The sequence below is a fragment of the Microbacterium sp. PAMC21962 genome (genome assembly GCF_019443465.1).
GTDB classification, from domain to species: domain Bacteria; phylum Actinomycetota; class Actinomycetes; order Actinomycetales; family Microbacteriaceae; genus Microbacterium; species Microbacterium hominis.
Genome location: NZ_CP080381.1, coordinates 1856274 through 1877199, shown reverse-complemented (window position 1 = coordinate 1877199; position 20926 = coordinate 1856274). Strand labels below are relative to the sequence as shown.

The 20926-nt window shown below is 71.0% G+C and carries 18 protein-coding genes; 12 read left to right on the top strand and 6 right to left on the bottom strand.

What is annotated here, in order from left to right; all coding sequences use genetic code 11:
- Positions 1–4: 4 nt before the first annotated feature.
- Entirely contained in the window at positions 5–808 is an 804-nt protein-coding gene (locus tag KY498_RS09085) for a DeoR/GlpR family DNA-binding transcription regulator (protein WP_191007854.1), read from the bottom strand.
- Positions 809–987: 179 nt separating this feature from the next.
- Here KY498_RS09085 and KY498_RS09080 point away from each other — a divergent pair, with 179 nt between their 5' ends.
- From KY498_RS09080 to KY498_RS09055, 6 genes are all read left to right on the top strand, one after another.
- Positions 988–2289, top strand: coding sequence for a sugar ABC transporter substrate-binding protein (locus KY498_RS09080; protein WP_101305539.1), 1302 nt, complete (start codon positions 988–990; stop codon positions 2287–2289).
- Between the two features lie 133 nt (positions 2290–2422).
- Positions 2423–3328, top strand: coding sequence for a carbohydrate ABC transporter permease (locus KY498_RS09075; protein ID WP_223848828.1), 906 nt, complete (start codon positions 2423–2425; stop codon positions 3326–3328).
- A gap of 7 nt (positions 3329–3335) precedes the next feature.
- Complete coding sequence (locus KY498_RS09070; protein ID WP_223848829.1) at positions 3336–4175, top strand: carbohydrate ABC transporter permease; 840 nt, start codon at positions 3336–3338, stop codon at positions 4173–4175.
- 55 nt (positions 4176–4230) lie between these two features.
- A complete protein-coding gene (locus KY498_RS09065; protein ID WP_060959019.1) occupies positions 4231–5097 on the top strand; it encodes a ketose-bisphosphate aldolase in 867 nt (288 codons plus the stop codon).
- 28 nt (positions 5098–5125) lie between these two features.
- Positions 5126–6331: an ADP-dependent glucokinase/phosphofructokinase gene (locus KY498_RS09060; RefSeq protein ID WP_219879366.1), complete on the top strand. Its 1206-nt coding sequence runs from the start codon at positions 5126–5128 to the stop codon at positions 6329–6331.
- A gap of 11 nt (positions 6332–6342) precedes the next feature.
- Positions 6343–7338, top strand: a complete 996-nt coding sequence (locus KY498_RS09055; protein ID WP_191007856.1) for a class I mannose-6-phosphate isomerase — start codon at positions 6343–6345, stop codon at positions 7336–7338.
- A gap of 28 nt (positions 7339–7366) precedes the next feature.
- Here KY498_RS09055 and KY498_RS09050 read toward each other — a convergent pair whose 3' ends face one another.
- Positions 7367–7984, bottom strand: a complete 618-nt coding sequence (locus KY498_RS09050; RefSeq protein WP_060959022.1) for a flavin reductase family protein — start codon at positions 7982–7984, stop codon at positions 7367–7369.
- Between the two features lie 80 nt (positions 7985–8064).
- The gene (locus KY498_RS09045; protein ID WP_375140938.1) at positions 8065–9366 is read right to left on the bottom strand and encodes an O-acetylhomoserine aminocarboxypropyltransferase/cysteine synthase family protein; all 1302 of its coding nucleotides are present in this window, start codon (positions 9364–9366) and stop codon (positions 8065–8067) included.
- Positions 9367–9570: 204 nt separating this feature from the next.
- Here KY498_RS09045 and KY498_RS09040 point away from each other — a divergent pair, with 204 nt between their 5' ends.
- From KY498_RS09040 to KY498_RS09030, 3 genes are read left to right on the top strand one after another with little or no spacing between them, the layout of a single operon-like run.
- A complete protein-coding gene (locus KY498_RS09040) occupies positions 9571–10554 on the top strand; it encodes a PLP-dependent cysteine synthase family protein (RefSeq protein ID WP_060959024.1) in 984 nt (327 codons plus the stop codon).
- The gene (locus KY498_RS09035) at positions 10551–11717 is read left to right on the top strand and encodes a cystathionine gamma-synthase (RefSeq protein WP_191007858.1); all 1167 of its coding nucleotides are present in this window, start codon (positions 10551–10553) and stop codon (positions 11715–11717) included. The genes KY498_RS09040 and KY498_RS09035 overlap by 4 nt, the downstream gene beginning before the upstream one ends.
- A gap of 7 nt (positions 11718–11724) precedes the next feature.
- Complete coding sequence (locus KY498_RS09030) at positions 11725–12702, top strand: Gfo/Idh/MocA family protein (RefSeq protein ID WP_191007859.1); 978 nt, start codon at positions 11725–11727, stop codon at positions 12700–12702.
- A 93-nt stretch (positions 12703–12795) separates the two neighbouring features.
- Here the strand turns inward: KY498_RS09030 and KY498_RS09025 are convergent, their stop codons facing one another.
- Positions 12796–13497: a GTP pyrophosphokinase family protein gene (locus KY498_RS09025; protein WP_060959027.1), complete on the bottom strand. Its 702-nt coding sequence runs from the start codon at positions 13495–13497 to the stop codon at positions 12796–12798.
- A gap of 82 nt (positions 13498–13579) precedes the next feature.
- On the opposite strand from KY498_RS09025, the gene KY498_RS09020 reads away from it, so the two are divergent.
- Positions 13580–14662 (top strand): FUSC family protein, encoded by a 1083-nt coding sequence (locus KY498_RS09020; protein WP_191007860.1) that lies wholly within the window; start codon positions 13580–13582, stop codon positions 14660–14662.
- Between the two features lie 79 nt (positions 14663–14741).
- On the top strand, positions 14742–15338 hold the full coding sequence (locus tag KY498_RS09015) for a PadR family transcriptional regulator (RefSeq protein ID WP_101305547.1): 597 nt from the start codon (positions 14742–14744) through the stop codon (positions 15336–15338).
- 10 nt (positions 15339–15348) lie between these two features.
- Here the strand turns inward: KY498_RS09015 and KY498_RS09010 are convergent, their stop codons facing one another.
- Positions 15349–16194, bottom strand: a complete 846-nt coding sequence (locus KY498_RS09010; RefSeq protein WP_060959030.1) for an NAD(P)-dependent oxidoreductase — start codon at positions 16192–16194, stop codon at positions 15349–15351.
- A gap of 10 nt (positions 16195–16204) precedes the next feature.
- On the bottom strand, positions 16205–17824 hold the full coding sequence (locus KY498_RS09005; protein WP_219879365.1) for an MFS transporter: 1620 nt from the start codon (positions 17822–17824) through the stop codon (positions 16205–16207).
- A gap of 464 nt (positions 17825–18288) precedes the next feature.
- Here KY498_RS09005 and KY498_RS09000 point away from each other — a divergent pair, with 464 nt between their 5' ends.
- The gene (locus KY498_RS09000; RefSeq protein WP_223849506.1) at positions 18289–20895 is read left to right on the top strand and encodes a family 43 glycosylhydrolase; all 2607 of its coding nucleotides are present in this window, start codon (positions 18289–18291) and stop codon (positions 20893–20895) included.
- Positions 20896–20926: the final 31 nt, after the last annotated feature.

Below are 20926 nucleotides of genomic sequence, written 5' to 3'. Positions count from 1 at the left end.
CGCGTCAGGGTGTCATCACGCTGACACCGGCCTGACCCAGCGCCGCGGCGAGGGTCGGCGCGGGCGGCGCGTCGGTGATCAGGTAGTCGGCGCCGTCGAGCGGCGCGACCTGCGCGAACAGGCGCCGCCCGAGCTTGGAGGAGTCGGCCAGCACCGCGGTGCGGTCGGCGCGGTCGATCATCTCCGCCATCATGGTGGCGTCGCCGAGATTGCTCGTGGAGTACCCGGACTCGTCGACGGCGCCCACCGCGACCAGCGCGAGGTCGCAGCGGATGTCGAGCTCGCGTCCGCCGGCCGCCATCGTGAACGTGACCGGCCCGGTGGTCGCCTGGGTGATGGTGCGCACCGCGCCGCCGAAGACGTAGAGGTCGCGGAAGGCGGAGGGGGCGATCTCGGCGGGGATCCGCAGGTTGTTGGTCGCGATCGTCAGATCCCGGTGACTGCGCAGGGCGCGGGCGACCGCGAGCGTCGTCGTGCCGGCGTTGAGCATGATGACCGCGCCGTCGTCGACCATCTCCGCCGCCAGTCGGGCGATGCGCTCCTTCTCCTCCACCTGTACGCGCAGGCGCACATCCAGCCCCCGGTCGCGCAGCGCGCCGTCGGTGGCGCTCACGGCGCCGCCGTGGGTGCGGATGAGCGCGCCCTCGCGGTGCAGCTGATCCAGGTCGCGGCGCACCGTGTCGATCGAGACGTCGAAGTGCTCCGACAACTCGGCGACGGTGACCTGTCCGTGTTCGGCGACGTAGGCCGCCAGGTCGGCCTTGCGCCCGGCGGGGAGACGTCGGCCGCGGGGGGCTGCTTTGTCCATGCCTCCATCACTAGCACAGGGCACGCCGTTTTCACCTCTCAAATCAGCAAAAGGCGGCAGAAGTCAGCATTGTTTGCGAAGGAGCTCTTGACGAAGCGGCAAAAGACGGCATAATGGTGCTGAAAGACGCATGAATCCGCAGCGGTGCGGATCGCGCACATACTCAAAGAGGAGAAGCGATGTCCAGAGTGGGGCGGGGTCACAGCAGGGCCCTCACAGTCGTCGGCGCGGTCGCCGCGGCGACGACGCTGTTGGCGATGTCGGGCTGCTCGAGCAGCGCATCGCCGTCCGGCAGTTCGGACGCCGGCGGCGACGTCACGATCGAGTTCGCCCAGTGGTGGGAGCCGGAGCTTCCCGACGGGCAGTTCCGCGCGCTGATGGATCAGTTCGAGTCCGAGAACCCCGGCATCAAGGTGAACCTGGTCAGCGGCCCGTACGCCTCGACCAAGGAGCAGCTGTTCGCCGGCGCCGCCTCGGGCACCATGCCCGACGTCGTCGGCCTCGACGGCGCGTGGGTCAACGATTTCGCCTCCAAGGGCGTCATCGCGAACCTCACCGACCTGATGAAGGACAGCGGCTACGACGACAGCCAGCTCGCGAGCCAGATCAAGGTCGACGGCAGCACCTACATGATCCCGGTCGTCAACTTCGTCTACCCGATGTTCACGAACGACGACCTGCTCGCCAAGGCCGGCGTCACCGCGCCCCCGTCGACGCGCACCGAGTTCGCCGACGCCGCGAAGAAGATCACCGCTCTCGGCGGCGACGTCTCGGGCTGGGTGCTCCCGCTCTCCCTCGAAGCCCCCAACGGCGTGCAGAACGACGTGATGTCCTGGGTCTGGGCGTCGGGCGGCTCGATGCTGAAGGACGGCAAGCCCGACCTGACGAACAAGGACGTCACCTCGGCGATGGACTACATCGACGGCCTCTGGAAGGACGGCGTCATCGCGTCCGGCTCGTTCACGATGAAGGAGCAGGACAAGGTCGAGGAGTTCACGAACGGTCGCGTCGGCATGATGATCGACTCGCTCGCGCACATCAACCTGATCCGCGAGTCGAACCCCGACCTCAAGTTCTCGATCTCCGCCATCCCGGCCGCCGACGGCTACACCGGCGAGCGGGGCATCCCGTACGCCTCCTGGGGCATCGGCGTGGCCGAGAACTCGGCGCACAAGGATGCCGCCTTCAAGCTCGTGTCGTTCCTGATGAGCAAGGACACGAACTCGAAGCTGTCGACCCTGGCGAAGGCCTTCCCCGGCAACACGCAGTCCACGCCGGACTTCTCGGGCAGCGACGAGCTCTTCAAGCAGGCCTTCGACATCTACAAGGCGGGCTATCCGGCCAACGAGTTCACGGGCCTGCCCACGGCCGAGGACCTCATGCGCCAGCTCGGACAGCAGCTGCAGACGGCGCTGGACGGGCAGCAGTCCATGGACGATGCGCTCAAGAACGCGCAGACGTCCTGGGAAGCGGCGTTCTAGCGCTTCCCCCTCTGCCGGGTGCCGCATCGCCGATGCGGTGCGGCACCCGTCCACCGCTCGCCACGCCTCAGCCCCCTCAACCGGTCAGAACTAGGAGCCGTGCGGTCTCATGACCCTCAAAACACCCGTCTCGATGGACACCGAAGTCCTGGTGACCGGCGTCGCGCACTCCCGGCGCCGCCGCCAGCTGCGGCGCACGACCGAGTCGTACGCGTTCCTCGCACCCACCCTCGCGCTGCTGCTGGTGCTCATGATCATCCCGATCGTCATGGTCATCGGCTACTCGCTGCAGAGCAACGTCATCCTCAGCAAGAACGGCGAGTTCGTCGGCCTCGAGAACTACCTGACCGTCCTGGGCGACGGCACCTTCTGGAAGGCGACGTCGAACACGGTCGTCTTCACGGTCGTGAGCGTCGCCGCGCACCTGGTCCTCGGACTCGGCTTCGCCCTCATGCTCAACAGCCCGCTCATCGGCGGCGTGCCGCGGGCGATCTTCCGCGGCCTCTACGTCCTGCCGTGGCTGTTCACCGTCGCCGTCATCGCGGTGCTCTGGCGGATGCTCCTCGCGCCCAACGGCGTCGTCAACTTCCTCCTGAACGCCAACATCGAGTGGCTCGCGTCGCCGCAGCTGGCGCTCGGCACCGTGACCTTCATCAACATCTGGGCGGGCTACCCGTTCTTCATGGTGAGCCTGCTCGCCGGGCTCCAGGGCATCCCGAGCGACCTCTACGAAGCCGCGACGGTCGATGGCGCGAGCAGCGTGCAGCGCTTCTGGAACGTCACGCTCCCGCAGCTGCGCCCCATCATCATCAGCCTGCTGCTGCTCGATCTGATCTGGACCTCCCAGCAGTTCGCCCTCATCTGGATGACCACCGGCGGCGGCCCGATCGACGTCACCGAGGTGCTGAGCACCTACACCTACAAGCTGGCCTTCGCGAAGTACGACTTCTCGCTCGCGGCGACTTCCGCCGTGCTCGTCCTGCTCATGTCGATGGTCCTCGCCGTGTTCTACGTGCGGCATCAGAAGGCGAGGGATTGAGATGGCCATGTCCGTGCAGACCCGTCGGCGCACCGCGCGCGCCGGCATCTACCTCGGCCTGCTCCTGGGTGCGGTCTTCGCTGCGGGACCCGTGCTGTGGATGCTGTCGAACTCGTTCAAGTCGAACACCGAGATCTTCGAGCTGCCGCCGCGGCTGATCACCGACACGTTCTCGTTCGACGCGTACGTCGCGATCTTCACCAACCCGGAGACGGTCCGCTTCTTCATCAACAGCTACGTAGTCGCCGGCGCGGTGACGGTGCTGACGCTGCTGGTCGCGATCCAGGCCGCGTACGCGTTCAGCCGCTTCGAGTTCCGCGGCAAGCGCATCCTCAACGTCATCATCGTGAGCGTGCAGGCGGTGCCGCCGATCACGCTGCTCATCCCGTACTTCGGTCTCGTGGTCGGCCTCGGCCTCTACAACACCTACCCGGGCCTGATCCTCACCTACATGGTGTTCACGCTGCCCTACGCGATCATCATGATGACGGGGTACTTCAACACCCTGCCGCGCGAGCTCGACGAAGCCGTGCGCGTGGACGGGGCCGGATCGATGACCGCGCTGTGGCGCGTCCTGGTCCCGATCTCGGTGCCCGGCATCGTCTCGGTCGGCATCTACACGTTCATGATCGCGTGGAACGAGTACCTGTTCGCCCTGACGCTGACCCGCACGATCGACATGCGCACCGTCCCCATCGGCATCCAGCTGCTCATGGGCCAGCACTCGTACGAGTGGAATCAGATCATGGCGATGAGCGTGCTCGGCTCGATCCCCGTGCTGATCCTCTTCCTCTTCTTCCAGCGCTACTTCATCAGCGGGCTGACGGCCGGCTCGGTCAAGAGCTGACCGGACCCGCCCGCACAGGCGTCCACAACCACCCCCACCGACAGGAGAATCCACCGTGGTGCTGTACACCGGCAAGTCCATCCTCGACATCGCCAATCAGAACAACTTCGCCATCCCGGCCTTCAACATCAGCGACTGGGCGATGTTCCTCGGCGTCATGGACGTCAGCGAGGAGAAGAACGCGCCCGTCATCATCGCGATCCACCCCGACGAGGTCTCCCACGTGACGACCGACCTCATCGTCGCGATCCGCGAGCGCGCGCACCGCTCGAGCGTGCCGGTCGCGATCCACTGGGACCACGGCGGGACGTACGAGCAGATGATCACCGCCATCCAGGCCGGCTTCACCTCCGTCATGATCGACGCCTCGCTCCTGCCCTTCGAGGAGAACGTGGCGCTCACCCGCAAGGTCGTCGAGGCCGCGCACGCCGTCGGCATCCAGGTTGAGGGCGAGCTCGGCACGATCGGGGCGAACGACAGCTACGGCGAGTCCGGCGCGGCCGAGATCATCTACACCAACGTCGACGACGCGGTGCGCTTCGTCGAGGAGACCGGCGTGGACAGCCTCGCGATCGCGATCGGCACCTCGCACGGCCTGTACCCCGCCGAGAAGAAGCCCGAGCTGCGCCACGACCTGCTCGAGCAGATCAAGGCCGCCGTCAAGATCCCGCTGGTGCTGCACGGCGGCTCGGGAAACCCCGACGCCGAGCTCGCTCGCGCCGTGTCGCTGGGCATCAACAAGATCAACATCTCCAGCGACATCAAGGTCAGCTACCACAACCGCATGCGCGAGATCCTCGGCACCGACGAGCGTCTGCGCGAGCCGAACGCGATCCAGCCCGAGCCGATCGCCGCGCTGAAGGTGACGGCGGCGGAGAAGATCGACCTGTTCGGTGCGACCGGCAAGGCGGATCTGTACTGACCACCCCCGGCGGGAGATCATCGACACCATGAGCGCGCGACTCGTCCTCGGCCTCGGCGGCACCGTCGACTACGAGATCCGGTGGGATGCCGCGGTCATCAGCGCCCTCGCACACCGGCACGGTGTGCGGCGGGCGGAGCTGACGACCACGGCCCCCATCGACGACGAGCGCGCGCTCGTCGTCGCGATCCTCGCCCTCTTCGAGCGCGGCGTCGGGGGAGAGCGGTTCGCCGCCTCCTCCGACATCCTCGAGCGCTTCGCGGCGCGGTTCGAGACGTCCGTGACGCTCGGCGGCACGGGGGTGCGGGCGGGGATCGCGCTGGCGAACCTCGGCATCCCCAGCACCCAGCACCTGGTGAGCATCGACGACAACGTGCGTCGTCTCATGCCGCCGATCATCGACTGGGTGTGTTCGGCGACGACCGACACCCTCGACCCGCACCTGATCGTGCAGTATCCGGAGGGCGCGACCGTCGCGCTCGCCGACGGCGAGGTCGTGGCGCCTTCCGCGAACCGCGTCATCGTGGCCAACGACCGTCCGAACCGGGAGATGGCGATCTCCGCGCAGCTGGGCGATCGCCTGCGCACCGCGGACGCCTTCCTCGTGTCGGGCTTCAACACGATGCAGGACGCGGCGCTCCTGGCGTCGCGCCTCGACGACCTCTGGGCCGCCATGCGGCAGCTTCCGTGGGGAGCGCTCGTCTATTACGAGGATGCCGGGTTCTACCGTCGCGACTTCGCCGCGATCGCCCGAGACCGCCTCCTCCCGCGCATCGACGTGTACGGCATGAACGAGGACGAGCTGCAGGAGTACGTCGGCCGTGCGGTCGACCTGCGCGACGGGGCGGACGTGGCGGCCGCCCTCGACGAGGCGCATCGCCTCATCCCGGTGCCGGCGCTCGTGGTCCACACCCGCTTCTGGTCGATCGCCGTCGGACCCGACGCGCCCCGCCATCGCGCCGCCCTCGAGGCGGCCGTGCGGGTCTCGGCCACGCGGTACCGGCTCGGCGACGTCTTCGACGCCGCCGACCTCGAGGTCACGTCGCGCCTGCCGCGGCATCCGGACGGCGTCGGCGTCGTCGCGGCCGTCGGCGCCCACCGCCCGGATGCCGCGGGCGTGGCGGCCGTCGTCGCCGACACCCCGACCCCCACCACCATCGGGCTGGGCGACAGCTTCGTCGGCGGCTTCCTGTCCGTGACCCGCGCGGCCGTCGACGCCGCGACCGCGCACTGAGGGCGACCGCGATGCCGATCCGTCTGTCCGCGAACCGTCCCGCCGCACGCTTCTATCGCGGCGGTGAACGCATCGCGCTCTTCCGCGGGGCGCCGCGGCCGGCCGGACGCGAGGCGGAGGAACGCGAGCCGGAGGACTGGATCGCCTCGACGACGACCGTCGCGGGCGAGACCCGCACGGGGCTGACCGTGCTCCCGGACGGCGTGCTGCTGCGCGATGCGGTGGCGGCCGACCCGGTGCACTGGCTGGGCGCCGCGCACGCGGACCGATGGGGGAGCGACACGCGGCTGCTCGTGAAGCTCCTCGACGCGGGCCAGCGCCTGCCCGTGCACGCCCATCCCGACGACGCCTTCGCCGCGGCGCACCTGGGCCGGGCCCACGGCAAGGCCGAGGCCTGGTACATCCTCTCCGCGGGGACCGTGCACCTGGGACTGCGCGAAGACGTCGAGCCGGCGCGGCTGGCCGCGCTCGTCGCGCGCCAGGACACCGACGCGCTGCTCGGGCTGCTGCACCGCATCGCGGTGCGTCCGGGCGATGTGGTGTGGGTGCCGCCCGGTGAGCTGCACGCGATCGGCGCGGGCGTCCTCCTGCTCGAACTGCAGCAGCCCGAGGACCTGTCGATCCTGCTGGAGTGGCGCGGGTTCGCGCTGGACGGCGCCGTCGACGGCCACGTCGGCATCGGGTTCGACCGGGCGCTGACCGCCGTCACCCACCGCGCCCGCAGCTCCGCCGAGATGGCCCGTCTCGTCCACCCGGCACCCGCCGAGACCGACGGGTCGGTGTTCCCCGCCGCGGCCGATCCCTTCTTCCGGCTGGAGCGCCACGCGCTCGACGGCGAGCGGGCGCTGGCCGCGGGCTTCGCCGTCGCCGTCGTGAGTATGGGAGAGCTGCGGCTCGGCGGCCAGGAGGCGCCGGCGGGCACGACCTGGCTGATCGCCGCGGCCGAGGGCGCCGTCACGGTGAGCGGACGCGGCGAGATCCTCGTCGCCCGGCCGCCCGCTCCCTAGTCGAGGGGGCCGCCGATGCCTCCGGGCGTCAGGAGAGGCGGGAGTGGTCGCCGAGGCGGTGCCACGTGCGGTTGTGGTACACCAGCGCGTCGCCGTGGTCGCCGACGGCGACATCGCGCTCGAGCTGCGACTGCAGGGCGTGGGCGGCGAAGACGGTGGAGCCTCCGGCATCCATCCGCTCGATGACGGCGCAGCGCACCCACGCGCGGACGTCGTGGTACACCGGCTCGCCGGTGACCAGGCGCGACCAGGGGCGCGAGCCGTCGAAGCGGTCGACGCCGCTCGTCGCGCCCAGACGCGCGAGGTCGAGGTCGTTCGCGTCGAGGAGGTGGACCACCACCGTCTCGGCGGCGGCGAGGACGGCGGCCGACGACGACTGCGACGACACCGAGAAGATCAGCAGCGGCGGCTCGGCGCTCACGCTCGACACGCTGGTCGCGGTGAGGGCGACCGGCCCGTCACCGGCGTCGGCGGTGATCACGGCGACTCCGCCCGGGTGGCCCCGGAAGAGCGCCTTGAACTCGTCCGCCGACAGCGACGAGGCGAAACCCGCGGCGGCGAGATCCGCGCCTCGGCCGTCGCGGGCGTCGGTGGGCTCGGGAGCCGCGAACGGTGCGTCGATCGGTGCGGGGGGCGACGAGGTCATACATCCACGGTAAGCGCCCCGACGGGGGCGGGCTCCGCTGCGCGCAACACGGCGACATGTCGCGCGTCGCGGCCGGGCGTTCAGGTGGCGGCGGAGAGCGCGCGGTCGAGGTCCGCGAGGAGATCGGATGCCGTCTCGATGCCGATCGAGAGCCGGATGAGACCGTCGCCGATGCCCAGACGCGCCCGCTCCTCGGGCGAGAACGAGACGTGCGTCGTCGTGGCCGGGTGCAGCGCCATCGAGCGGACGTCGCCGATGTTCGTCATCCGGCTGATGAGGCGGAGGCGGTCGAAGAACCGCTCGGCGGCGGGCCGGCCGCCGCGCACCGTGAAGGCGAACACGGAGCCGGCGTGACCGCCGAAGCGCTCCTGGGCGATGCGATGGTACGGACTCGACGCCAGGCCCGCGAAGTCGACGCTCTCCACCGCGGGGTGGGCGTCGAGCCAGCGCGCGACGACCGCGGCGTTCTCGAGATGCTTCGCCATCCGCAGCGACAGCGTCTCGATGCCCTGCTGCAGCAGGAAGGAGTTGACCGGCGACAGTGCCGCACCGAGGTCGTTGACGATGCCGAAGCGCAGGTACGCCTCCAGCGCGCGCTCGCCGTGGCTGTCGACGAGCGACGGGCGGCCGGGGGCGATCGGCGCGGTGAGGCCCGGGTAGGCGCGCGACGAGCCCGCCCAGTCGAACCGTCCGCCGTCGACGATGACCCCCGACAGTGCGGCGCCGTGCCCGGTGAGGAACTTCGTCGAGGAGTGCACGACGACATCGGCGCCGTGCTCGAGCGGGCGGATGAGGTAGGGCGTCGCGACGGTGTTGTCGACGATGAGCGGGATCGTGTGGCGCCGGGCGATGCGGGCGACGGCGGCGACGTCGACGAGGTCGTTCTTGGGGTTGGGGATCGTCTCGACGAAGATCGCCTTCGTCTGCGGCGTGATCAGACGCTCCCACTCGGCCTCGTCGGACGGGTCGCGCACGTAGTCGGTCGTCACTCCCAACCGCGCGAAGGTGCGGTCGAAGAGGATGCGGGTGCCGCTGTAGATGCTCGCGGTCGACACCAGCCGCTCACCGGCGCCGGCGAGCCCCAGCAGCAGCGCGGTGATCGCCGCTTGACCGGAGCCCACCACGATCGCCCCGGTGCCGCCCTCCAGCGACGCGATGCGCCGCTCGGCGACCTCGTGGGTCGGGTTGAGGTTGCGCGAGTACAGCTGGCCCGCCTCCGCACCCGTGAAACGGTCCTCCGCCTGCGCGAACGAGTCGAAGCGGTAGGCCGCCGTCAGATAGATCGGGGTGATGCGCGCACCGTGGTTGCGCTCGTCGACCTCGCCGGCGTGCACCTGGCGGGTGTCGAAGCCGTAGTCGTCGGTGTCGTCGTGCGTGCTCACCAGCACAGAGTAGGGCGGGCGCGACGAATGTGACGGATCGGGCGTAACACTTCGCGGCATCCCCTCGCCGTGGGTTAGCATCCTGACGTGGCCCTGACCTGTCGTTGTTGTCGCTGAGCGCTCCGCGCTCCCTTCGACGACCCCGACAGCCCGCCGCCCTCTCGCGCACTCTGCGCACGCGGCACCACCCTCAGGACACCCCTCATGCGTTTCGCCTCGCACATCGCCGACGTCGTCGGCAACACCCCGCTCGTCCGTCTGAACGCCGTCGCCGCCGAGGTGCAGGCGACGGTGCTCGCGAAGGTCGAGTACCTCAACCCAGGCGGCTCCGCCAAGGACCGCATCGCCCGCAACATCGTCGACGCGGCCGAGCGCGACGGGCTGCTCCGCCCCGGCGGCACGATCGTCGAGCCCACCAGCGGCAACACCGGCGTCGGTCTCGCCCTCGTCGCGCTCCAGCGCGGGTACCGGATGATCTTCGTCGTCCCCGACAAGTTCACGGGGGAGAAGACCGCGGTGCTGCGGGCCTACGGGGCGGAGGTCGTGGAGGTGCCCACGAACGTCCCGCCGGAGCATCCCGACTCGTACTACAGCGTCTCCGACCGGCTCGCCCGCGAGATCCCCGGCGCGTTCAAGCCCAACCAGTTCGCCAACCCGAACGGTCCGCGCGCCCACTACGAGACGACGGGCCCGGAGATCTGGCGTGACACCGACGGGCGCGTCACCCACCTCGTCGCCGGAATCGGCACCGGAGGCACGATCAGCGGCACCGGCCGCTTCCTCAAGGAGGCGACGGCGGGCGAGATCGTCGTCGTCGGCGCCGACCCCGAGGGCTCGATCTACTCCGGCGGACCGATCCACGGTTACGCCGTCGAGGGTGTGGGCGAGGACTTCTACCCCGACACCTTCGACGCGTCCGTCGTCGACCGCTACGAGCGGGTCTCGGATGCCGAGAGCTTCGCCATGACCCGCCGGCTCGCCCGCGAGGAGGGCCTGCTCGTCGGGGGCTCGTCGGGCATGGCGGTCGTCGCGGCCCTGCGCACCGCGCGGGGGCTTCCCGCCGACGCCGTCGTGGTGGTCGTGCTGCCCGACCACGGCCGGGGCTACCTCACCAAGCTCTACGACGACGCGTGGCTCGCGGCCCGCGGCATCCCTCTCGACACCCTCACCGAAGGAGCATCCGCATGACCACCGACGCCGCCCGCCGTTTCGCCAGCCTCGCCGTCCACGCCGGGCAGGACCCCGACGAGAGCACCGGGGCGGTCATCCCGCCCGTGCACTTCGCCACGACGTTCGCCCAGGACGGGATCGGCGGTCTCCGCCAGGGCTACGAGTACGGGCGCAGCGGCAACCCGACGCGCACCGCCCTGCAGGCCCAGCTCGCCGCGATCGAGGGCGGCGCCCACGCGTTCTCGTTCGCGTCGGGACTCGCCGCCGAGGATGCGCTGCTGCGGGCCGTGCTGGTCCCGGGCGACGAGGTGCTGCTCGGCAACGACGTCTACGGCGGCACCTACCGGCTGCTCGCGCGGGTGCTGGGCCCGTGGGGTGTGCGGCTGCGCCTGGTCGACATGAGCGACGAGGACGCCGTCCGTGCGGCCGTGGCCGAGCGGGCCCCGCGCCTGCTGTGGGTCGAGACGCCGTCGAACCCGCTGCTGCGGATCACCGACATCGCGACGCTCGCGCGGATCGGTCACGACGCCGGCGCGGTCGTCGTCGTCGACAACACCTTCGCGACCCCCGCGCTCCAGCAGCCGTTGGAGCTCGGTGCCGATGTGGTCGTGCACTCGACGACCAAGTACCTCGGCGGCCACTCGGATGTCGTCGGCGGCGCGCTCGTGCTCGCCGAGACCCACCGCGACGACGCCCTCGCGGCCGAGATCGGCTTCCTGCAGTTCGCCGTCGGGGCCGTCTCCGGTCCGCTCGACGCCTGGCTCACCACCCGGGGCATCAAGACGCTCGCGGTGCGGATGGAGCGCCACAGCCGCAACGCGGCGGCGGTCGCGGCCTTCCTCTCGGAGAGCGACCGGGTCGCCCGCGTGTACTACCCCGGGCTGGCCCACCACCCCGGCCACGCGATCGCGGCGCGGCAGATGAGCGGCTTCGGGGGCATCGTCTCGGTGGCCCTCGAGTCGGGCGAGGCGGCGCGCCGCTTCGCGGAGTCGACGCGGCTCTTCCAGCTCGCGGAGTCGCTGGGCGGCGTCGAGTCGCTCGTGAACTACCCCGACGCCATGACGCACGCCTCGGTGCGCGGCACCGAGGCCGCGGTGCCCGTGGAGGTCGTGCGGCTGTCGGTGGGCATCGAGGACGAGGCCGACCTGCTGGCGGACCTCGACCGCGCCCTGCGGGCATGATGGAGGCATGAGCGAGAGAGCACGCTGGGCGGTCCTGGGCGCCGGTGTCATCACGGGCGACTTCCTGGCGGCGCTGCCGCACGCCGCGCACGGCGTGCTCCACGCGGTCGGCGCGCGCGACGGCATCCGGGCGCGGGAGTTCGCCGACCGGTTCGGCGCGCCCGTCGCGGGCACGTACGACCAGGTGCTGGCACGGGGCGACGTGGATGCCGTCTACATCGGCACCGTGCACACCACCCACGCCGAGCTCGCGCACGCCGCGCTCGACGCGGGCAAGGCGGTGCTGTGCGAGAAGCCCCTGGGGGTGACTGCCGCCGAGACCGACGCCGTGCTCGCGCACGCGGCCCGGGTGGGGCTGCCGGTGGTGGAGGCGTTCAAGTACCGCTTCGGCCCGTTCCCCGAGCGGCTGCGGGCGCTCGTCTCCGCGGGGACGCTGGGCGAGCTCGTCTCGGTGGACTCGACCCTCGGCTTCGCCGCCGACGCGCACGACGGGCGCCTGTTCGATCCCGCGACGGCGGGCGGGGCGATCCTCGATGTCGGGTGCTACCCGGCATCCCTCGTCGTGGGCCTCGCCGCGTGGGCGGGGATCGACGCCGAACCGGTGATCGTCGCGGCCGACGGCGTGGTCGGCGCCGTCGACGAGCAGGCGCGCGCGACGATCGCGTTCGGCGCGTTCGAGGCGCGCATCGCCACCGCGATCACCGCCGACCTGCCGCGGCGGGCCGTGATCCGCGGCACCGCCGGCGAGCTGGAGATCGCGAACGTGTGGGGCAGCCGCGTCGTCTCGACCGCCGAGGCGGTGCTGCGCCGCTCCGACGGGACGGTCGAGCCGATCCGCACCGCCACCGTCAGCCCGATGGCCGCCGAGGCGGACGCGACCGTGCGGGCGCTTCGCGAGGGGCGCACCGAGGTGCCCGAGATGCCGTGGTCGCAGACCCGCACGACGGCGCGCCTGCTCGAGGACTGGCGCGCCGCACTGGACTGAGCCCGTTCGCAGAATCGGAGATCAGCAACAGACGCGGATGCGGGGGCGCTCGCCATCCGCATCCGTTGCTCGTCTCCGCATCCGATGCGGCGCTCAGACGGCGTGGATCGCCCCGGACGGCGATCCGTGCAGCTGGCCGTGGAGCCGTTCCATGCGGGCGTCGAGGAGGGATGCCGACTCGGCGGCCTCCTTCAGCTCCACGAGCAGCCCGTCGGGCACCGCCCCGGCGTACTTGTAGTAGATCTTGTGCTCCAGGCTCGCCCAGAAGTCCATCGCGATCGTGCGGAACTGCACCTCCACGGCGACGTCGACGCGGCCCGACGAGAGGAAGACCGGCACCTCCACGATGACGTGCAGGCTCTTGTACCCGTTCGTCTTGGGCTGGGCGATGTAGTCCTTGACCTCGCGCACCGTGATGTCGTCCTGCTGGGTGAGCAGGTCGAAGAGGCGATAGGCGTCCTTCGTGAAGCTCGTCGTCACCCGGATGCCGGCGATGTCGGTGATCGCGGCGCGGATCGCGTCGAAGCTGGGCTCGACGCCCTTGCGGGTGATCTTGTCGACCAGGCTGTCGGCGCTCTTGACGCGGCTGGAGACGTGCTCGATCGGGTTGTAATCGTGCATGAGCAGGAACTCGTCGCGGAGGATCCCGAGCTTGGTCTCGACCTCGCGGAGCCCGAACTGGTACTCCAGCAGGAAGCGCTGGAACTCGTCCCGCATCATCCGCAGCTGCGCGGCGGAGAACGTCGCGATCCCCTCGTCGGTCGACACGGACAGGCCCGGCGCACTCGCTTCCATGCCTCCGACCGTAGCGAGCGCTCCTCGGCGGATGCTGTGGGCTTCGGAGGACCCGGCCGCACCGGCGGGGGACAATGGAGGGATGCCGTCGCCCACCCCGCCCGCCCGCTTCGGCGACCGTGTGCGCGCGGAGGCGGCGCACGTCGGGCGGAGCCTGGCGACGTTCGGTCCCGCGCGCGGGCGCCGCTGGCCGTTGGCCGTGCAGGCGGGGCTCGCGATGGCCGTGCCGATCGTGGTGCTCGCGGCATCCGGTCACGCCGAGCTCGCCCTGCTGTCGGCGACCGGCGCGTTCGCGGTCATCTACGGCGGGTGGCTGCGACCGCGGGAGCGCGCCCGGGTGGCGCCGCTGCTCGCGCTCGCCCTGTGGGTGTGCGCGGCGGCCGGCACGCTCGCGGCCGGCGGCGGCGTGCTCGCGGTGCTCGGCGGAGTGCTCGTCACCACGGTGGTCACCGCGGCGCTGGCGGGCGCGGTCTCGCTGGGCCCTCCCGGACCGGTGTTCTTCGTGCTGGTGTTCGGGCTGTCGGCCCAGGTGACCGCCGTCCGCGGCGGTGCGCGGGTCGTCGATCCGTGGACCTACCTCGCGATCGTCGCCGCATCGGGGGCCTTCGCGTGCCTCGTGGTGGCGGCGCCGCTGCTCCTGCCGCGCTATCGACGGGAACGCCCGCGACCGCTGGGCGTCCTGTTCCCGCTGCGCTGGTCGGCCGTCGCCCGCATGCTCACGCTGCGCGCCGTCGTCGTGGGCGTCGTGGGCGTGGCGGCCGCCGCGGTCGTCGACCCGGCGCGCTCGTACTGGATCGTGTGCGCCGGCCTCGCCGTGGTCGGACTGCCGGTGGGACGGCGGGATGCCACGACGCGCGGCATCCACCGCACCGTGGGCACGGTCGTCGGCGGCGCGCTCTACCTCGCCCTCGCCTTCCTGCCGCTGCCCGTGTGGGCGCTCGGCCTGCTGCTGGGCGTGCTGCAGGTCGCCATCGAGATGGTCGTGGTGCGCCACTACGCGCTCGCGCTGGTGTTCATCACCCCGCTCGTGCTGCTGCTCATCGGCGCGGCGACGGGCACGGTCGAGACGCTCCCGCTCGCTCTCGAGCGGATCGTCGACACGCTGGTCGGCGCGGCCGTCGGCACGTTCGCGGCGCTCGCAGTGCGGGGGCGGTCGCCGGAGTGACGCCCGCGCCGGCCATGTGGTTTCCGCGTATGCATATACTGAGAAAGCACATCGGGTGGTCGGGGGAGCGGGGGAGCGGATGTCGGTACGGCAGAGCCTGTTGGCGATCCTCGATCAGGGCCCCTGCTACGGGTACCAGTTGCGCGCCGAGTTCACGCGTCGCACCGGGGCGGCCTCGCTGAACGTCGGCCAGATCTACAACACGCTGGAACGACTCGAACGCGACGGACTCGTCTCCAAGGACGAGGTCGACGCCGAGGGGCACGTGTACTGGCGCATCACGGATGCCGGTTCCGCTGCCGTCCGCGACTGGTTCGACACCCCCGTGGAGCGGGTGGAGGGCGCCCGAGACGAGCTGACGCTGAAACTCGCGCTGGCCGCGACCCTGCCCGGCGTCGACGTGCTCCCGCTGGTGCGCGCGCAGCGCGCGGCGTCGCAGGGGCGGCTCGACGAGCTGACGGCGCGCTATGTCGCCGTGGAGGTCGGCGACCCGGCATCCGTGGTCGCGGCGTTGCCCCTGTCGGCGACGCTCTTCGCGGCCGAGAGCGAGGTGCGTTGGCTCGCCCACGTCGAGGACCGGCTCTCGGGCCCGTCCTTCGTGCCGCTCGCACAGGAGCTCTCGTCCGACCGGCCCAAGCGCGGACGGCCGGCGAAGACCGCCGTCACCGCCTCGTGATCGGCGGCCCTCAGCGCTCGTCGCGCCAGGAGTGGCGCGGCGTCCAGCCGAGCAGGCGCTGCGCCTTCGCCGTCGAGAACAGCGACGCGTTGACGCCGAGCTCGCCGCGCACCTCGACGTCGGGGAAGACCTCCGCGACGAGCTCCGCGTTGGGGCGGCTCATGACGGTGTCGCCGGCGGCGATGAGGAAGTGGTCGAACCCGGCGGGGGCGACCTCGAGGGCGCGCGCGATGACGGCGGCGCCGTCGCGGGCGTCGATGTAGCTCCACAGGTTCCACTTGCGTCGGGCGGCATCCGCGTCGAACGACGGGAACTCGGCGTAGTCGGCGGGGACCATGACGTTCGAGAAGCGCAGCGCCGTGAGCGACACCTCGGGGTGCCAGCGCACGAGCTCCTTCTCCAGGGTCTCCTCGAGGTGCTTGACCAGCGAGTAGACCGACTCGGGGCGGGCGGCGTAGGCCTCGTCGACGGGGATGTAGGGCGGCGGCACGTCGAACGGAAGGCCCTGCACCGTCTCGCTCGACGCCGTCACGATCCGGGTGATGCCGAGGCGGATCGCCGCCCACAGCACGTTGAACGTGACGGCGATGTTGTTGTGGAACGTGGCGACGTCCGACCGGATGCCGGGCGCCGGGATCGCCGCCAGGTGCACGACCGCGTCGAGGCCGTCGTGCTGGTCGTTCACGCCCTGGAGGGCGTCGACGGTCTGGCCGTAGTCGGTGAGGTCGACCTGCACGAAGCCGGCGCCGCGCGTGCCGACGACGTCGAGCCCGACGACGTCGTGGCCCGCCTCCCGGAGCTCGTTGACGACCACGGTTCCCAGCTTTCCGGATGCTCCGGTCACGGCGATACGCATGGGCCCGAGCCTAGCGGCGGGCGAAGGTGCGCAGGCGGGCGGCCCCGACCAGGCCCAGCAGCAGGAAGGCCGACGCCACCAGCAGCGACCAGCGCGTCGCGTCGGCGAATCCTGCCGAGAGCGCCTGCACGGCGGCATCCGTCTGCGCGCCGAGCATGCTGGAGGCGCCCTGCGCGCGCAGCTGCGAGATGAGCGTGCCGGCCGAGGTGCGCGTCGCATCGGCGAGCTCGGTGGCCGCGGTGCCGGTGATCCCGGCATCCGACAGCGCGCCGGGCAGGGTCACGGCGAGCGAGATCGACAGGGCGGCGCCGGCGAACGCCGTGCCCAGCGCCGTGCCGATCTGACGCACGGTCGACTGGGTGGCCGAGCCCTGGCCGCTGATCTCCACGGGGACGTCGCGCAGCACGGTGCCGGTCAGCTGCGCCGAGGCGAGGCCGAGTCCGAGGCCGTAGACGACCAGCGGCAGGGCGATGAGCCAGCCCGGGGTGGTGGCGCTCGCGAGGGCGGCGAGGACGAGGACGCCGACCACCTCCAGCCCGAGGCCGATCAGCACCGTGCCGGGGGAGCCGAAGCGCGCCGCGAGGTGGCGGGCCGCCGCGCCCGAGGCGAAGGCACCGAACGCCATGGCGGCCAGCACGAGACCGGTCTGCATGATCGACAGGCCGAGTGCGGCCGTGAGGTACAGCGGCAGCACGAAGATGATCGCGAACTCGCCGACCGCGACCATGGCCGCGGTCACGTTGCCCCAGGAGAAGGTGCGCAGGGAGAACAGGTGCAGATCGAGCAGGGCGTCGCGCTGCACCCGCTCGCGGTGCCGCTCCCAGAACACGAAGAGGGTCAGCGCGACGGCCGCGACCGCCAGGCAGATCGGCACGACCGAGATCGGCGCGGACGCCGGCCAGGTCCACGAACCGAGGGTGAGGTCGGCTTTCGGCGTCCACCACCCGAGGTCGGGTCCCTCGATCACGGCGAACACGAGCGAGCCGAAACCGACCGCCGACAGGAGGGCCCCGTCGACGTCGGCGCCGCGGCGGAAGCCGGAGCCGCGCGTCTCGGGCACCGCCCACACGGCGAGTGCGAGGATGAGGGCCCCGAGCGGCAGGTTCACCAGGAACACCCACTGCCAGGAGGCGTACTGCGTGAGGGCGCCGCCGACGAGCGGGCCGATCGCGGCGACGCCGGAGATCACGGCGCCCCAGACCCCGAAGGCGGCGGCGCGGTACCGGCCGCGGAAGACGGCGTTCACCGTCGACAGGGTCGCGGGCATGATGAACGCGGCACCCACGGCCTGCACCGCTCGTGCCCCGATGAGGGCGCCCCCGGTGGCGGATGCCGCGGCCCACACGCTGCCGCCCGCGAAGACGACGATGCCGACGAGGAACAGGAGCTTGCGCCCGAAGCGGTCGGCGAGCTTGCCGGTCGACAGCAGGAGGGCGGCCAGCAGCACGGCGTACAGGCTCGACACCCATTGCGCGTCCGTCAGGTCGAGGTGCAGATCCCGGATGATGTCGGGCAGGGCCACACCGACGATGGTGCCGTCGAGCACGATCATCCCGAGGCCGGCCGCGAGCACCGCAAGCCCCATCCATTCCCGCCGGGAGGGGGCCGGTTCCCGCACACCTTCAGTCATACTGAAAGTATGCACCCGGGGTCGGCGTGCGTCCAGTCGCGACCGCCGTCTGTTATCGATAACCATCGAAACGGTCGTCGAAAACGTTGCCGAGCGCCAGTGGTAGCGGTAACATCACGAATGTTCCATCTGAAACGGGATGTCGGGGGCAGTGTCGCTCACCCGAGCGCACCCGTCTCCGCACGGACCGGACGACTCCCCGGACGGGGTCCGGTCGATCGTGCATGCCGGCACGTTCGACCGCGCACGTTCACGTGCACCCGCCGTCCGAGGAGTCGTCGGAGTGTTCCTGACTGTGCAGGGGCGGCGATGCCGCCTCGGTCCGGAACGGCGAAAGTGTACACCTCGCACCGCGTGGTCGCGCTGAACGCCAGGCTCCTGCGATGGGCGCACCGCAGTCACAGATCAAAGGAGTCATCGACGTGAGTCAACCCACGAAACCGCCCGCCGCCGAGCATCGGCCGATGATGCGGCGGGCCGGCGCGCTCGCCGGTATCGGAGCCCTCGTGCTCTCCGCCCTCGCGACGGCCCCCGCCGCCGCGGCGGCGACGCCGGTGCCCGCCGTCAACGTCTTCGCCGCGGCCACCGAGAGTCCCGCCGTGCCGGGCAACCTTCTGCCGGACGGTCGCTTCGTCGAGGGCTTCACCGGCTGGACCACCGTCCAGGGCGGCACGCTCGCACTGAGCGACGACGCCGCCAGCGGCGCGCACGCGCTGAAGGTCACGGGTCGCACCGCGACGCAGTCCGGTCCCTTCGCCAGCGTGACGGGAAAGCTGCAGCCGGGGGCCTCCTATCGCCTCACGGGCAAGATCAAGTACACCGACGGCCCCGCCACGCAGCGGTTCAACTTCACGTTCTGCCCGTCGAACTTCAACGGCTGCGACGACCGGGGACAGACCTTCACGAAGGGCGAGTGGGGCACGTACACGGCCGACTTCGTCGCCGAGGCGAAGCACGCCGACATGGCCTGGCTGTTCGTCGAGACGCCCTGGGGCTCTGCCGCCCTGCAGGACTTCCTCCTCGACGACGTGTCGTTGGTGAAGACGGCCGACGCCCCCGCAGGGCCGGCGTTCACCTCGCTGGAGAAGGTGCAGACCAAGCCCGTCGGCGACCACAACCCGATCGTCGGGCAGAAGTTCGGCGCCGACCCGCACCACCTCGTCTACAACGGTCGCCTCTACATCTACTCGACCAATGACACCCAGCAGTACGAGGCGAACAGCAAGGACGCCAACGGTCTGCCCACCCAGTCCAACGGCTACGGCGCCATCACGACGCTGAACGTCATGTCGACGACCGACATGGTCAACTGGGTCGACCACGGCGCCGTTCCCATCGCCGGGGCCGGATCGGCCGCTCCCTGGTCGCGCAACTCCTGGGCGCCCGCGGCGATCGAGAAGGACGGCAAGGTCTACCTGTACTTCTGCGACAACGGCACGGGCACCGCGGTGGTCGTGGGCGGCTCGCCGCTCGGCCCGTGGACCGACCCGCTCGGCAAGAAGATCATCCCCGACACGGTCTCGCGCGACTACATCAACAGCGGCGGCTTCCCCGCCGGCATGTGGCTGTTCGACCCGGAGATCTTCATCGACGACGACGGCCAGGCCTACCTGTACTTCGGCGGCAACTCGCAGATCGGATCGGGCAGCAACGTCCAGGGGCCGCAGAACCCCAAGTCGACCCGCGTCGTGAAGCTGAAGGATGACATGGTCACCCTCGACGGCGACCCCGTCGAGATCGACGGCCCCGGCATGTTCGAGGCCTCGTCGATGTTCAAGCGCGACGGCAAGTACTACTACTCGTACTCGTCGAACTTCCAGGTCAACGAGGTTGCGGGCCAGTACCCGTCGCGCGGCGGCATCGCCTACATGATGACCGACGACCCGATGGACCTGCCGTCCGCGAAGTACGCGGGCGTGGCCTTCCAGAACCAGAGCGCGTTCTTCGGGGCGGGCAACGGCGGCAACAACCACTCCGACATGTTCACCTACAAGGGCGAGACCTACTTCACCTACCACGCGCAGACGCGCGGGGCGGCGTGGGCGCAGGCGCTCGGCACCCCCGGCCAGACGCAGGGCTACCGTTCGGTGCACATCGACAAGCTCGACTTCAACGCCGACGGGACGATCAAGCCGATCGTCGGCACGCGTCAGGGTGTCGCGCAGATCGAGGACTTCGACCCGTACCGCGCGTTCGAGGCCGAGACGCTCGCGTGGCAGCTCGGTGTGAAGACGGTGCCGACGACGGAGGCATCGGTGGAGTTCCCCGAGCACAACGGCAGCGGCAACATGGCGCTGTCGAGCCTCGACGACGGTGACTTCGCGGCGCTGTCGCAGGTCGCCTTCGGCGACGGTGCGAAGTCGGTCTCCGCGCGGGTGAAGCCGCTCGTGGAGGGCGCGTCGATCCAGGTGCGTCTCGACAACGTCGACGGACCGGTCGTCGCGGAGATCCCCGTGACGGGCACCGCCGGCGAGTGGACGACCGTGTCGGCCGCCGTCACCGGTGCCGAGGGGACGCACGACGTGTTCTTCGTGTTCGCGCAGCCCGAGGGTGCCGAGGTCGAGGACGGCCTGTTCGAGGTCGACAGCTGGGAGTTCGCCCCCGTGTCCGACGAGCCCGGGCAGACGGACCCCTCGATCGCGCTGAGCGCGACCGAGGTGCGCGCCGGTGAGGCGCTCACCGTGACCGGCAGCGACTTCGCGGTGGACCGCGTCGAGGTCGGCATCGCCAGCACCTATCGCGCGCTGGCGCAGGCGGATGTCGTCGACGGCGCCTTCTCGGCACAGGTCACCGTTCCGTCCGACCTCGAGCCGGGATCCCACACCATCCAGGTGCGGGTCGACGGCGAGGTCGTGGCCTCGGCCGCCATCACCGTGCTCGCCGCGGCGGGGACCGACCCCGGCACCGGGTCGGGCACGCCGACGCCGACACCGACGGCGACGACGGCGGGCGGGTCCACCCTGCCCGCGACGGGCGGCACCCCCGACGGTCTCGTCGCGGGCGTCCTCGTGGGACTGCTGCTCATGGCCGCCGGTGGTGCGGTCGTGCTGCGGAGGCGTCGCCTGAACTGATCGACGGTCGGATCGCTCGATCGCGGGCGGA

Excerpts from the sequence above, each read along its gene's own strand:
- KY498_RS09025 (WP_060959027.1), bottom strand. The coding sequence starts at position 13,497 with ATGGAAGCGAGTGCGCCGGGCCTGTCCGTGTCGACCGACGAGGGGATC.
- KY498_RS09060 (WP_219879366.1), top strand. The coding sequence starts at position 5,126 with ATGAGCGCGCGACTCGTCCTCGGCCTCGGCGGCACCGTCGACTACGAG.
- KY498_RS09030 (WP_191007859.1), top strand. The coding sequence starts at position 11,725 with ATGAGCGAGAGAGCACGCTGGGCGGTCCTGGGCGCCGGTGTCATCACG.
- KY498_RS09075 (WP_223848828.1), top strand. The coding sequence starts at position 2,423 with ATGGACACCGAAGTCCTGGTGACCGGCGTCGCGCACTCCCGGCGCCGC.
- KY498_RS09005 (WP_219879365.1), bottom strand. The coding sequence starts at position 17,824 with ATGACTGAAGGTGTGCGGGAACCGGCCCCCTCCCGGCGGGAATGGATG.
- KY498_RS09035 (WP_191007858.1), top strand. The coding sequence starts at position 10,551 with ATGACCACCGACGCCGCCCGCCGTTTCGCCAGCCTCGCCGTCCACGCC.
- KY498_RS09080 (WP_101305539.1), top strand. The coding sequence starts at position 988 with ATGTCCAGAGTGGGGCGGGGTCACAGCAGGGCCCTCACAGTCGTCGGC.
- KY498_RS09055 (WP_191007856.1), top strand. The coding sequence starts at position 6,343 with ATGCCGATCCGTCTGTCCGCGAACCGTCCCGCCGCACGCTTCTATCGC.
- KY498_RS09015 (WP_101305547.1), top strand. The coding sequence starts at position 14,742 with ATGTCGGTACGGCAGAGCCTGTTGGCGATCCTCGATCAGGGCCCCTGC.
- KY498_RS09010 (WP_060959030.1), bottom strand. The coding sequence starts at position 16,194 with ATGCGTATCGCCGTGACCGGAGCATCCGGAAAGCTGGGAACCGTGGTC.
- KY498_RS09020 (WP_191007860.1), top strand. The coding sequence starts at position 13,580 with ATGCCGTCGCCCACCCCGCCCGCCCGCTTCGGCGACCGTGTGCGCGCG.
- KY498_RS09000 (WP_223849506.1), top strand. The coding sequence starts at position 18,289 with ATGATGCGGCGGGCCGGCGCGCTCGCCGGTATCGGAGCCCTCGTGCTC.
- KY498_RS09085 (WP_191007854.1), bottom strand. The coding sequence starts at position 808 with ATGGACAAAGCAGCCCCCCGCGGCCGACGTCTCCCCGCCGGGCGCAAG.
- KY498_RS09050 (WP_060959022.1), bottom strand. The coding sequence starts at position 7,984 with ATGACCTCGTCGCCCCCCGCACCGATCGACGCACCGTTCGCGGCTCCC.
- KY498_RS09040 (WP_060959024.1), top strand. The coding sequence starts at position 9,571 with ATGCGTTTCGCCTCGCACATCGCCGACGTCGTCGGCAACACCCCGCTC.
- KY498_RS09070 (WP_223848829.1), top strand. The coding sequence starts at position 3,336 with ATGTCCGTGCAGACCCGTCGGCGCACCGCGCGCGCCGGCATCTACCTC.